General features: G+C 53.8%; 12 protein-coding genes. 3 read left to right on the top strand and 9 right to left on the bottom strand.

Annotation, left to right across the window (positions count from 1 at the left end; translation table 11 throughout):
• Positions 1 to 171 precede the first annotated feature (171 nt).
• Positions 172 to 990: a hypothetical protein gene (locus ACR0NW_RS12055; RefSeq protein WP_480450387.1), complete on the top strand. Its 819-nt coding sequence runs from the start codon at positions 172 to 174 to the stop codon at positions 988 to 990.
• A gap of 320 nt (positions 991 to 1,310) precedes the next feature.
• On the opposite strand, the gene ACR0NW_RS12050 is transcribed toward ACR0NW_RS12055, so the two are convergent.
• Complete coding sequence (locus ACR0NW_RS12050; protein WP_480450389.1) at positions 1,311 to 2,537, bottom strand: RidA family protein; 1,227 nt, start codon at positions 2,535 to 2,537, stop codon at positions 1,311 to 1,313.
• Positions 2,538 to 2,860: 323 nt separating this feature from the next.
• Between ACR0NW_RS12050 and ACR0NW_RS12045 the strand changes: the two genes are divergently transcribed.
• Positions 2,861 to 3,565, top strand: a complete 705-nt coding sequence (locus ACR0NW_RS12045) for an ArsR/SmtB family transcription factor (RefSeq protein ID WP_480450391.1) — start codon at positions 2,861 to 2,863, stop codon at positions 3,563 to 3,565.
• 80 nt (positions 3,566 to 3,645) lie between these two features.
• The gene (locus tag ACR0NW_RS12040) at positions 3,646 to 4,089 is read left to right on the top strand and encodes a YqfO family protein (protein ID WP_480450392.1); all 444 of its coding nucleotides are present in this window, start codon (positions 3,646 to 3,648) and stop codon (positions 4,087 to 4,089) included.
• Between the two features lie 326 nt (positions 4,090 to 4,415).
• Here ACR0NW_RS12040 and ACR0NW_RS12035 read toward each other — a convergent pair whose 3' ends face one another.
• The 8 genes from ACR0NW_RS12035 to ACR0NW_RS12000 form a co-directional block, all read right to left on the bottom strand.
• The gene (locus ACR0NW_RS12035) at positions 4,416 to 4,829 is read right to left on the bottom strand and encodes a CHAP domain-containing protein (protein ID WP_480791871.1); all 414 of its coding nucleotides are present in this window, start codon (positions 4,827 to 4,829) and stop codon (positions 4,416 to 4,418) included.
• Positions 4,830 to 5,543: 714 nt separating this feature from the next.
• Positions 5,544 to 7,040, bottom strand: coding sequence for a hypothetical protein (locus tag ACR0NW_RS12030; RefSeq protein WP_480450396.1), 1,497 nt, complete (start codon positions 7,038 to 7,040; stop codon positions 5,544 to 5,546).
• Between the two features lie 337 nt (positions 7,041 to 7,377).
• Positions 7,378 to 7,950 carry a hypothetical protein gene (locus ACR0NW_RS12025; protein ID WP_480791870.1) on the bottom strand — a complete coding sequence of 191 codons (573 nt, stop codon included), beginning with the start codon at positions 7,948 to 7,950 and terminating at the stop codon, positions 7,378 to 7,380.
• Between the two features lie 150 nt (positions 7,951 to 8,100).
• The gene (locus tag ACR0NW_RS12020; RefSeq protein ID WP_480450399.1) at positions 8,101 to 8,202 is read right to left on the bottom strand and encodes a DUF2474 family protein; all 102 of its coding nucleotides are present in this window, start codon (positions 8,200 to 8,202) and stop codon (positions 8,101 to 8,103) included.
• The gene (gene cydB / locus ACR0NW_RS12015) at positions 8,199 to 9,200 is read right to left on the bottom strand and encodes a cytochrome d ubiquinol oxidase subunit II (RefSeq protein ID WP_480450401.1); all 1,002 of its coding nucleotides are present in this window, start codon (positions 9,198 to 9,200) and stop codon (positions 8,199 to 8,201) included. Before cydB ends, ACR0NW_RS12020 begins: the two co-directional genes overlap by 4 nt.
• Positions 9,200 to 10,582: a cytochrome ubiquinol oxidase subunit I gene (locus ACR0NW_RS12010; protein ID WP_480450402.1), complete on the bottom strand. Its 1,383-nt coding sequence runs from the start codon at positions 10,580 to 10,582 to the stop codon at positions 9,200 to 9,202. Before ACR0NW_RS12010 ends, cydB begins: the two co-directional genes overlap by 1 nt.
• Before the next feature lie 414 nt (positions 10,583 to 10,996).
• Positions 10,997 to 11,287, bottom strand: a complete 291-nt coding sequence (locus tag ACR0NW_RS12005; protein ID WP_480450404.1) for a hypothetical protein — start codon at positions 11,285 to 11,287, stop codon at positions 10,997 to 10,999.
• Between the two features lie 153 nt (positions 11,288 to 11,440).
• The gene (locus tag ACR0NW_RS12000) at positions 11,441 to 12,448 is read right to left on the bottom strand and encodes a helix-turn-helix domain-containing protein (RefSeq protein WP_480450405.1); all 1,008 of its coding nucleotides are present in this window, start codon (positions 12,446 to 12,448) and stop codon (positions 11,441 to 11,443) included.
• Between the last annotated feature and the right edge of the window lie 120 nt (positions 12,449 to 12,568).

Below are 12,568 nucleotides of genomic sequence, written 5' to 3'. Positions count from 1 at the left end.
CACCTTGCGGACAAAGTGGTCTTTCTCGGCGGTCGTACCAACGCCTTGTATTCGGGGTGTTCCCAGTCATAAGCTCGCGACTTAAGGATTTTGTAGTTTTGCTTAGCCTACCTCAAATTACCTGGTTCGACTTTAAATATTGTAGGCTGGCAACGTACTGCGGAGTGACAGATGAAGTATGTAGTTTCCGGCGTTGCCTTCGGTGCTCTAATCTTTTTTCCCTTGGTTTTTCAGATGGGTTGGGCTTCCGCCTTTATAGCCGCATCCATTTCGGGGTTTTTGTTTTCTATTTTCATTTTTGCTTTTGTCAACAATCCGATAATCAAACGCCAAACAGCCTTCCCTTCAAATAAGTTATTGCCTGGCGAAGTCGTCAAAGAAACTTTTGGAGCAAATTTTATCATTCGGTTGGATGACTATGAACTAGAAGCTTTTGCCGCTAGTGGCCTGATGTGGGCGGTGGGGATGAAAGGTAAAGAAGGCATCGGAGGACGGCTACATCTCACTAATTATCGGCTTTACTTTCAATCGCACCGCCTTAATCGCCTGACAGGTGCAATCAGCATTTTTCTACCACAGATTGACGATGTACAGCCCCAAATAAAGTACTTGGTGTTTCGACAGGCAAGCGTTCTTGTCGGCAAGAATACAATGCGATTTGTGGTCAGCGATCCCAAAAAAATTGCCGAATGTCTTGCGATAGCTGTCGAAGAGTCAAAAGCTATCGACACAGAAATTGCAAACCACGCTGCGGCGAACCCAGAAAAATGTGTGGCTGGATTAGAGCAGGCTCAACTTCTTGTTTCTGTGAATAACCTACTTAACCGCGCATCGACGATCTCCGAAGCTAGCAAGATAGTTGTGAACCCAATTGGAGCCATTGGCGCAATGCTATTGGCAGATCTTCAAGATCGTATGGGAAAAAGCGTCTGGAACGATCACTTGGACAACTCCCTCACTAATATATCAGTGCAACGGGAGTCCCTATAGCCCTGTCGAACTACAAGCAGCCATGGGAGCTATCCGCGGCATCGATCATATTTGGGCTCACAGCGGTCGTTCTTTGCAGCCTGCCTCATGTGGCCGAACGGGCCCAAAGCGGTCGTCAGCAACCTGGCAGCCCTTCGCCGGTGCAACATGCAGCGAATGGAGCTAAGCAGGCGCCCCCTGTTCGGGCTACTCGCAGTCTCCACAATCCCCGATCACAAACACTGCATCTTCATACGAGGTGCCGAAGTCGCTTCAGAGCGCTCCCGGGGCGGTCTGGGTGTAACGTCGCGCAGATTAGCGTTGAATCCTTTGACGTAAATTCACGTTTCCATATTGTTCTCGAGCATCGCAATTACCTCTATCTCGATCACCATGCCTTTGTAGACCAGATTGGGCACCGGGATGCCTGTCGTGGCTGGGCCGGGTGCAGTGTAGGAATTGGAACGGATCAGCAGGTTTTCGTGTAGCGCTTCGGCTGAGGCACTGCCTTGATAGAAGGTGGTGACCTTGACCACATCGTCTAGAGTGGCCCCGAACTCATCCAAAACTCGAGCCACATTCTCCATTGCGATACGGGTTTGGGCGACCATGTCGCCGGGTTCCAGCACCTCAGCTTGCGTATCCAGTGCCACCTGGCCGCCCACATGGATGAGCTGGCCGGAACCGACTCCGTGTTTGTAAGGCAGTGCGGCGGTCCAATTCCAGTGCCCGTCAGGCCAGATATGGCGGATTCGACGCGCTCCGGGAGCACAGGCGGTCGCGGCGATGCGTGTGGTCAAACCATCATGGGGAAAGGAAGGTACGGGAATGCCGGTGGGCGTCGGACCGGGATCAGGGAAATAATCGGCACGGATGCGGGCCGAAACTTCCCAATCTTCCGCCGTGCCGTCGCCAAGGTAGAACGTGTTGACCTTGACCACATCCTGCATCCCCGCACCTGCCATCTGAAGTGCGCAGGAGAGACGCTCCATCATCAATCGGGTCTGCGCCACGATATCGCCGGGATAGGTGACCGATCCGTCGGCAGAGCGGGCGGTCATGTCACCGGTAAAGATCATGTCGCTGCATTTTACCACATGCGAGAAGGCCCTGGGCAAGGGCGACTGGGCGTCGAGATGGAAGTTCTCGCGGGGCAGAGCGCTGCCATCAGGAGCTCGCATGGCGACGCCTTCGATTTCGCACAGCATGTCTGGGTAACAAAGTTCAGGCAGGTTGATCAGATTGACCACCGGTTTAACCTCATCTCCGATGATGTCGGCCAGAAGGTTCAGCAACCGGACCTCATCACCCGCGTCACCGACGTAATATACAACCAGCCGCACCAGATCGGCGAAACCCACGCCAAGGTCGGTCAGAAGATCCTGCATATAGGTCATCGAATTACGCACTTGGGCATCCAGATCGCCGATGTTGCGAACGGCTCCCTGGGAATCCAAATCCACCTGCCCGCCAGTAAAGACCATGTCGCCCGCACGCACTGCATGGTGGTGCGTCAGAGTTACCGGCCAATTCCAGTGCCCCTCGGGAAAGCTGTATCGCCTGGTCATGGAGCGCCTCCTGGCTGTTCGATGCCTGTAAGAGCGCAAGTAATCATGGAGCTGAAGATCTGGCCAGTGGTTTCTGGAACGCGCATGTGCCGACAGCACAATTGTGCGGTTTGAGCCCAACGCCACCATTCCTGTGTGTGACGGATTTTGCGGGTGCGTTCGTCGGGTTGCAGCGCAAATCGGACATTGGAAGCGCCAGTGAGTTAAGACAGGTGAGCGGGACAAAACAGACCTTTGATCAGTGTCCGCTTTGTAGCTCACTTCGTTCGCCATCGAACGGTTATTACTGGCTGCATTCGTTTTCTGTCCTTAATCTGTCTTGCATGGCAATCGAACCGAGACTGGACATAATCGGGGCCGCGCTCGCCGATCCCAGCCGATCCCGCATCTTGTGCGAACTGATGGACGGGCGCGCATTCACCAACAAAGAGCTGGCTTGTGCGGCTGAGGTTAGCCCGCAGACGGCGAGTGCCCATCTGAAGCAACTCGAAATTGCCGGTCTGACCTCTTCATTGCGAAGCGGTCGGCATATTTATCACCAGGTGGCAAGTGCTGACGTTGCTCAGGTTCTGGAAGGATTGGCAACTCTGTCACCGACTGACCACCTGTCTCGGCCCGGCCGGATCGCGACAGACACACAACGCGCACGCAGTTGCTACAATCATATTGCTGGTAAGCTCGGTGTCCTGATGACGAAGCGCCTTGTTGCCCTTAACGTGCTGAATCTCAGAGATGACGCTTTGACATCCGGCCCTCGTTATCAAGATTTCCTCGATGATATCGGGATCGAGCCTCCACCTGTTTCATCGGGGAAACCTGCGGCAAAACTCTGCCTTGATTGGACAGAGCGTCGGCACCACATTTCCGGCCCGCTGGCCACAGCGATCATGCAGAAGTCACTGACGGCGAACTGGTTGAAGCGCAGGACCGGTAGCCGCGCCCTTACCATTTCCGACGACGGGTTCGATGCGCTCGAACGCTGGTTCGGCCTGAGCAGACAGACTCTGGACGGCTCGGGTGACACCTGACGGTTCGGCCGATAACGAACCGTCATTTTCCGGAACATCGCCAAAATGAGCTATTTCGGCAGAAACTGCTGGAGATAAACATGACATTGCCCAAACTCAAAAATGACAGGTTCGTTCCTGAAAACGGTCTGCGGATCGTCGTCCAGGTGCCCGATACACACGTGCAAAAGATCATTGACGCGGTTCTGGTCGATGACGCTCTAGAGTATGGCGACTACGATTGCGTCACCTATCGGACCGCGCCGGGAATTCAACAATTCAGATCACTGGGGAGTGGGCGCAACACGGCAACCAAAAGGGTTGTCGAAGTGCCCTGTGTGGAGCTGTCTTTCTTTCTGGGCAGTGACGAAGCCAAAACCGTGCAGGTTCTAAGAAACATCTATTCATCACACCCCTACGAAGAGCCGGTGATCCTCGTAGAGCCGTGCATGCGGACGCTCCATATCCGGGGAATGGACGAGGACAATCCTAACAGGTTCTGGAACAACGAGGCCGAAGACTGGGTGCCAAAAGAGCACCGTTAGGTAAGGGTGAACCCAGCAATCACCGAACCCCAATGAAATAATAGGCAGGGCTCGCAGTGGCCATTCATTGCAGCGAGTATCAAATTGGTGGTTTCGAGCCCACTGCCGCCAATTCAGTGAAACTTGGAAGCTGCAGGTGCATTGGGCCGTTTGCAGCCCAAACCTAACATTCAAAGTCAGGCTTTGCACTTTCCGATATGCGAGAGAGTACCGCCACACCTGTTCCATACGCAGGCGGCTCGTGTATGCACTTTGTTTCCGAAAAAAGGGCCGCTTGTGACGCCTCCGCCGGATGTGTGGAGGATACGGCACATAGTTGAATCAGGCTAACCGTCAATTTTGGGATAAATAAACCCGTTCACCGGGTAGAAACTGCCATACCGGCCCGGATTGCTTTCGACCCGGACCAGAGTCCAATCATTGTTTTTGGATACATCCTTGACGCCCATTTTCAACGATACCTTGTTGCGGTGCCAGTTGGCGTGGTTCACGATGACTTCCCTGTCTGTGATAACATCGGATACGACAGCCACGTGACCAAGGGGCATCCCTCGGGTTGCTCGAAATGACATGACCGCACCGACAACCGGTTCACTACCTCGCTCAAAAGTATTGCGCGCCTTGCCCCACCAGTCCTTGGCATTTCCGCGAATTTCGATACCGCTGAGGTTACGTGCGTAGGGTACACACCACACCCTTTGCCCTCGAGCTTGTTTTTGTGAGACCTCGCGCAAAGCCATGGACTGACGTTCTGGGTCGAGATCCGCCTCGTTTGAGCCCTGAGCGCAGGCAGATAGAAGAGCAAAACAAACCATCGCAAACGCAGCGCGGGCAGTGCCGGACTGGCGCGGCCATTTCGTAGTCGTTTTGCTGTCGCTGTTTTGCAAGAAGCTATATTGCCTGTTTGAGGGGTTGCGGAGTTTTATGGCGATCTTGGGGTTATGAAAAGAGCCCGGCCTATTCCCCGGCAGGAATTTGCCAGTTAATGTTCCTCGTCTACGGGCCGAGCGCGAGGCTTTGCAAAGTCAGCTTTCTACATGCTGCTGCCGATCGTGGCGCCTGATACTGCAGACTCAGAGAAGGTCTGCTTTGTGGCCTTCCAACCTGCCCCGGCGACTTAAGTTGAATGTCGGCTATGTCCGCATAGCGGACGTCCCTTCTGATTGTGAACTTTCGAATTTCCGCTATGAGCTCGAACCGGACGTTTCAAAACGAGCGTGGCTCGCAGTTACAGCATTTCACTGTACAGCACGAACGGCCCATTCGTCGGACGCATACTAACGAAGTCCAGGCTCCACGCGTACTTCGAGCCATCAAGAACCACCATCGGCCTTCTGCTACTCACTGCTACTTAGTGCCCGCTTCATGCCACCAATACGCCGGGCCTGAATACTGTTTTCCCGTCAGCTGAAAAATTCAAAACAAGCAGCGTATAAGCTAACCTTATCAGAAATCTACTCCAGAATACTCCTGCAAGCTTGATATCGCTTCGCCCGCAATTTTTTGTACTCTGGAGTTTTCGCCATTTTCACATCAAGTGCGAACTTTGGATAGTCCGAGAGCGCTTCCTGCTTCAAACTCGGAGACAAGTGGTCTGCAAAAACACTCTCCTCGCAAACGCAGAGCTGAGGAGTGGCAGGTTTCAACGAAGTGGCTACATACATGCTTGCGTGCCAGCAAGCCTCCGAAATCGTTTGGAAGTTTGAACTGCCCGGCTCTATGCTAGATTCTGAACGAGATTTGTCAGCATCAAGCGCACTAGATTGCTGTACGCTCAATCCACCGCCCAACGCATTCAAGAGATTAAGATCAAACTGCTGAACCGAATTGCTCTCGCAGCCATTCGAGCGAATGAATACGGCTGCATCAATAATTGGCGCACTCAATCCGCTTGGAACCTCAAAAACCGCAGTCAGGTCACCATTCCACACCCTTGTTAGCTGATTGAGTGCTACCATGAAGGACGGCCCGAACTTATTCCGACGAATTGCATCCACATAGGGAGCAAAGTGTTTTCTTACTCTGACGGAGTTACTGCTTGAATACGATGATTTCGGCCTGCCAAGTCTGGACCGATAGGTGACCATGTATTGATCTTCGAACTCAAAGTAGTCTTCCGCCAGGAGATGGCTGCATTGAGCCTCAAAAGCTGCCACCCACCCCATCAGGATGCCATCAAGGTTATACCCCTGGCCGTCGCCATTCAGAATTGCTGCCATCAGTACTGGATCCTGAAAATTCACCCAGTAATCGTAACCCTTATAGACAGCTCCGGTTCGCACTGCGTTTTTATAGATGGCTTTTTGGGCATCAATGCGCTCCTGAGCAATGGTTTCGCGTTTTTTCCAACTCTCCAGAATTCGCTCGTCTATCTGGTTCTCTCTTTTTACGACAACTTCTAATGCATTAGACCTTTTGCCGGCCGTCATGCCGCCTGGGTCTACCCGATCCTGAGCGACGTCCCCTACAAGACCGCCCGACCCATTTGGACGAAGGTGAATCCTATACTCTCCCTTTGCGACAGTTGTCATTTGGCTAGAGCTTTGAGGTATCCGAGCTCCATTCACAATGTGATACATATGAACGAATTGCATCTGACCAGCCCGTCTGATCCTTGACGTGTCCACGCGATGCTTTGCCAGATGGTCAACATAAAGCGTTTGGAGAAATCGCACATAATCGGGTTGTCCTGCGACAACGAGATGGTCAGCTGGGTTGGTATTGATGTCTGGATAATGAACAACAACGACAACCAACCTATTCTGCCTGTCCCACGCCTCCGAAAAAAGCATTCCTGGAGCGACAGCTACCGGCATATGGTCCTTAAGGCCATAAAACCTCAATTCGGCAGCAAGCGACGAGGCATCGTATTGAGGTATATGCTGACTATTTGCTTGATGAGAAAACAGAAATAGCACTGCGAAAATGCTACTGACGATAAAACGCATCATTGCAAAGTCCCTCAAGAAATATGCAAAAACTACGTGCTTTTACGATTGTCGTCAATTTTGTCGGCGGAAGTGATCCAGACCCGAAGTTCCCGGCCTCAACACTGTGGATGACCTCAGCCTGCGTTCGAGAAGCCTAAGTCGGCCGGCAAATCCCGGTGGGGTGACGCGTTTCCGAAAAAAGGGTCCCAAAAGGGATTTGAGCGACCGAGCTGGCCGTCGGAAAAGCTGACACCAAATGGGACAGCAGCGATTGCCCGCATTGTCCGCATAGCGGAGGTCCCTCCCTAATGTGAACTTTCGAATGACCGCTGTGAACCCAAAGCGGAAACTCACCCGCCTAAGGCGAAACAAGTGATTTTGGACGATTTTGCATCAGCCTAAATCCAAATAGCAACGATAGAAATCCCAACGCCAATCCCATGGCAAGCGCATTAGCAACAAAGACACCACCAAACAGGGATGCCGCTGTTCTTCCCGCCTGTTCGATAGACGTGTCTTCTATGATTGACACCCAGTCTTGTAGGTATCGTGCGAACAGGATCGAGAGCCCCACGGGTGAAATGATAAGCGCTGTACCGAGAGAGGCCAAGCCTCGTCCGAGGGTGTCCCGCAGTGTTGACCCTTTCGGTACTATTGCGTCTGTGGAAGCAAAAATGACAAGCGCAGAGAACAGGACTAGCAACAGATCAACAATAAGGGTTAGGTCTTTAGAGACAGCCCTTGGGAGGGCTGAGGTGACGGGCAATAGAACACAGGTCACAAGCCCTGCAGCGATGAGCCCTTTGAACAACTTTGGCAACATGCCGGACGAACGACTGCCGCCCCGGTTTCGTTGTTTAAGTGGAATGGGCAGAGCAGGATCAATCTGATCCCACCGCACCGGCATTAATTTTGGAAGAGAAAGCATCATTGCCCCTTAGAATTTCTAAAGATGAGACGACCAGGCCGGTTGCTTGTTCTTCGGAATTTGGCTGTTCGGAACTGGGTTTCTTTCGACACTTGAACAAATGCGTGCGCCAGTTGGACACGCCGATGTGCGAGCATTGGTATCCTTGGTATTTCAGGTGATGAACAACCTGATTACGTAAGCGACAGTGGCTAGGCACAAGACGCTGCAGAACCAGATCGCGCCGAACCAGAAAACTTGCTTTAGCAGTTTCAATGATAATTCTCCTCTGGATCGATCTTCCCGCGGAAAACCCAGTACGTGTAGGCGGTGTAAGCCAGGATCACAGGCAGCAGAATGACGGCTCCGACCAGAGCGAAAGCCAAACTGCTGTCCGGTGCGGCGGCTTCAGCAATCGTGAGGCTTGGAGGTAGCATATAGGGATAGAAGCTGATCCCGATGCCAATGAAGCACACGGCGAACAAGGCAATGGCGCAGAAAAAGGGCTGGTAGTCGCGCTGTTCCTTTAGGCCGCGATCGAGCATCCATGCAATGACGGTAACTACAGCCGGCACAAGTACCGAGAAGACGACACCGGGCCACGAAAACCATCTGATCAGATAGATCGGGTCTTGGAATGGGGTCAAAAGACTGACGACGCCGATCAACGCAAGCGTCGTGAACATCAGCGGACGGGCATAAGAACGCATCCGGTGCTGTATCTCGCCCGTGGTTTTCATATTGAGCCAGGTCGCACCCAGCAAGGCATACCCGATCACCAAGGCCACACCCGTCAAGACAGAGAACGGCGTCAGCCAATCCCACTGTCCACCTGCGTACACCCGATCCTCGACATGGATACCCTGAACCAGAGCGCCAAGCGCGATGCCTTGGCATAGGGTGGCTACGGTTGAGCCACCATGAAACGCAACATCCCACAGCCAGCGCCCGCGCACCGTTCGCCACCGGTATTCGAAGGCGACACCTCGGAAGACAAGCGCAAGTAGCATTATGATTACAGGCAGATAGATCGCGGGCATCACCACGGAATAAGCCAGCGGGAAAACAGCAAACAAACCTCCTCCGCCCATGACCAGCCAGGTCTCGTTTCCGTCCCATACCGGCGCGACCGAGTTCATCATGACATCGCGATCTTTGTCGGTTTTTGCGAATGGAAAGAGGATCCCAATTCCAAGATCGAATCCGTCCAGGATCACATAGGTCAGAACGGCAAAGGCAATGATGCCTGCCCAGATTGTCGAAAGTTCAAACATTACGCCGCCTCCGCAAAGGTACAGATTTCAATGGGTTTGTGATTTTCCTGTAGACCTTCGACAGGTGCTTTTCCCATGAGGCGCAACATGTAGAACGTGCCCGCCCCGAAAACGGCGAAATACACGACAATGAAGGCAACCAGAGACGCTGCAACAGCAGTCGCATCCACTTGTGAGATGGAGTCCGATGTCCGCATCAGCCCGTACACTGTGTATGGTTGGCGCCCCACTTCGGTGGTGATCCAACCGGCCAGCACTGCTACAAACCCACTGGGCGCCAACAGGACGGATGCCCGCTGCAACCAGCGATCTTCGTTGAGGCGGCCTCGAACGCGCTGAACAAGCGACCACATGCCGACACCCAACATGGCAAAGCCAATAGCGAGCATGACGCGGAAGCTGTAAAAGACGATCGCGACCGGGGGCTCTTCATCGTCAGGAATAGTGTCCAGCCCGTCAAGCGGGGCGTTCAGGTCATGTTTTAGGATCAGCGATGATAGTTTCGGAATCGCGATGGCATAGTCCACGCGCTTCACATCCTCGTTTGGAATACCAAATAAGATCAGTGGTGCGCCTTCGGGATGGCTGTCGAAGTGACCCTCCATCGCCATTACTTTCTGCGGTTGATGCTCCAGCGTGTTCAAGCCATGGAGATCGCCCGCGACGATCTGCAGAGGGGTAACCAGAACGGCCATCCACATCGCCATCGAGAACATGCGGGTGACCTCGGCCGTTCGATTGCGGCGCAGCAAGTGCCAGGCCCCGACCCCGGCCACCACAAATGCCGTGGTGAGGTAGGCGGCGAGAACCATATGTGTCAGGCGGTAGGGAAAGGATGGGTTGAAGACTATCGACCACCAATCCACGGGGATGAATTGCCCCAGCTCGTTGATGTCGAACCCGGCCGGAGTTTGCATCCAGGAATTGACGGACAAGATCCACGTAGCCGATATCAGAGTGCCAAGGGCGACCATCGCCGTGGCCATCATATGCAAGCCGGGACCGACGCGTTCGCGACCGAAAAGCATGATACCTAGGAAACCTGCCTCAAGAAAGAAGGCTGTCATGACCTCGTAGGCCATCAGGGGTCCGATTACGGGCCCGGCGGTGTCCGAGAATGTGCTCCAATTCGTGCCAAATTGGTAAGACATCACGATGCCGGACACGACACCCATCGCAAAGCCAACTGCGAAGATCTTTTTCCAGTAGTTGAAGAGATTGAGGTAAGTCCTGTCCTTGCGCCAAAGCCAAAGGCCGTTGAGGACAGCCAGGAAACTTGCCAAGCCGATGGAAAAGGCCGGGAAGATGATGTGAAACGACACAGTAAAGGCAAACTGGATGCGTGCCAGGGTCTCTGCGTCGAAGTTTGCGAATAGGTTCATTGCCGTTTCCTTTGGCATTGGGTTGCAAAGAGCGGCAGTGAACAGAAGTGCCTAGGCTGCCAACTCGTCGATGTCCTTCAGATGAGCCGGATTTGGGTTGGTGCCTGTTTCAGTTCGTTTGGGTTCTGGACGGTTGTTTTTGGGTTTTGGACAAAACCCGAGGCGAGTTGGGCGCCTCAAGTTCGGATCTGCGGCTTCCGCAAAGGAGTTACGTTTGAGGGTCCAAAACAAAGTTGCCACCCGGCTCGTTTGTGAGCTGGATGGCAACTATCAGAAACTGTGCGAGTTCTGTGCGGGGATGGTCAGTCAAATGGCGTCTGAATGCTAACAACGCAGGGCCAATGGGCCTTATTCTGACCGGTCAGTTTTGTTCGGCTGTGTTTCTCCTTTTTCTGTTTCGCTGGCGGTCGAGTTTTAGTCGTTCCAGTCCTTATGCTCTTCTTTGAAGTCGTCGCGGCGCTCTTGAGCTTCGTCCTGCGCGTCTTCAAAATTGTCCTTTTGGATCGCACCGCCCACAGCTCCGACTGCGGCACCAGCAGCCGCGCCACCTACGATGCTTTCGCCAGCGATACCGGCGACAGTGGCGCCGACAACTGCGCCTTTAATCGCTTTGTCTGTGACGTAGTCGGCATGAGCCGCTGCTGCCATGGTGATCAGAAGTGCGCCTGAGATCGGGGCGAAAAAGAGTTTCTTCGAGGTCTTCATAGGGTTCATCCTTGTTCTGGGTCAGCAACCACTTCGGCTGCTGTGTGCCATTGAACTAAGTGACCCTATGGCCTGCTTTCTTTTGGAGACGGGACAAGGTTTTGTGGATCTTGGACATCTAACGTCCCCCGCACGTTGCAAGGGTCGGGGCTCCTAACGGCCTGCTTTACGGAACCTGGCGGGCGTTTCACCTGTCCATCGCTTGAATGCCACTGAAAAGGCGGCCTGATCCGCAAATCCAAGCATGAACGCAACGCGGGCAACACCCTCGCCACTACGAAGCATCCGCTTGGACAGGTCGCACAAAACCCCTTCCAAGAGTGCTTTAAAACTTGTTCCCTCGGCCGACAGATGCCGGGTCATAGTGCGCCGCGTCAGTCCAAGCTCTCCTGCTATATCGTCGCCGTTTGGTATCGGTCCGGGAAGACGCTCCCCGAGCATGTCCACAATGCGGTCGGAAAGGCTGCGGACGGCATCAGGCTGAGCCTTCAGTTGCTCTTCCCCGTGCCTGCGTAAATGCCCCAGCAAGTTACTGTCTGCCGTTGGTATCCTAAAGCTCATGCCGTTTGAGGGCAGAACCAAGGCGTATCCGGAATTGAAGCCTACCACTTCACATCCCGCCAAATCGGCCAGCAACCGGCAGTGTTCTGCATCGTCTGTTTCCAGCTCGATAGAGATCGGGGCAAGCCCGCCAGAGGTGATTTGTTGAAGTCGCCTATTAAGGCCGAAAATCAGCATTTCGCGATGGCGAGGATATTGATGCGCCGGGATTACACTGCTCTCCAGAGTGATCTTTGGCTGATCGGGTGCCCCAACTACGTCCAGACGCAGGTCGGGGTCTTGCATTGCGTAGAAACGCTGTGTCAATGCCAGGGCATCTTCGACCGTCTCGGCAGCCCGCACGATGTAAGCCAGAAGCGTTCCGGGACCTTGCGCAGAAAGCCCCACCCGCGCAGCGAAGGTTTTGTCTTCCAGAACCCGACAGGTGGTTTCAACTGTGCCTGCTTCATGCAGCAGCTCGACGGTGGCGTCGGGGCTGTCGACGATATCAGAAGGTGCCCCCGCCATTTCCAGGACCTCAGGAAACGGAATGCGCGCGCCGGGTTCTTGCGAATAACGCCGCCCGACATTTTGCAGTCTGTAAGCGCTGATGCGTGGCACTTTTGCGCCCTCCTCTGATTAGCACGCAACCCCCTGCAATCACCGCAATTGTCCAGAAGGCAATAACAAATGTCCAGAACCCTCAGGATCGCGGACGCGATGGCGGTTAAGTCCGGGTCA

Source organism: Ruegeria sp. CF5, from assembly GCF_056537325.1.
Note: the sequence above shows the minus strand (reverse complement) of the source record. Positions and strands in the feature narration are given on the sequence as shown.